Genomic DNA, 318 nt, shown 5'->3' with positions numbered 1-318 from the left:
TGCCTGCTTGCCACCCTAAAGGCGGGGGCCGCTTATGTGCCGCTTGACCCTTCTTATCCCTCTGAACGTCTCGCGTATATGCTTGATGATGCCGCGCCAATTGCCCTATTGACGCATTCATCCTTAATGACATCTTTCAGCCACAAAACGTTGACAATGACACTTGATGATCTGGCCTTGTTTGAAGACGCTCAGGAGACTAACCCTACACCGTCAGATCTCAGTGCCACGCATCTTGCTTATATCATCTATACATCAGGCTCTACCGGTGAGCCGAAAGGGGTGATGGTCGAACATTGTGGCTTGCGCAATTACCTA

General features: G+C 50.3%; 1 protein-coding gene. It reads left to right on the top strand.

The genetic code is table 11. The features are described 5' to 3' along the window. The coding region (locus AC3Z9T_RS21420) for an AMP-binding protein (RefSeq protein ID WP_490128068.1) at positions 1-318 on the top strand (318 nt) is incomplete at both ends.

Source organism: Providencia sp. 6390, from assembly GCF_058148425.1.
Note: the sequence above shows the minus strand (reverse complement) of the source record. Positions and strands in the feature narration are given on the sequence as shown.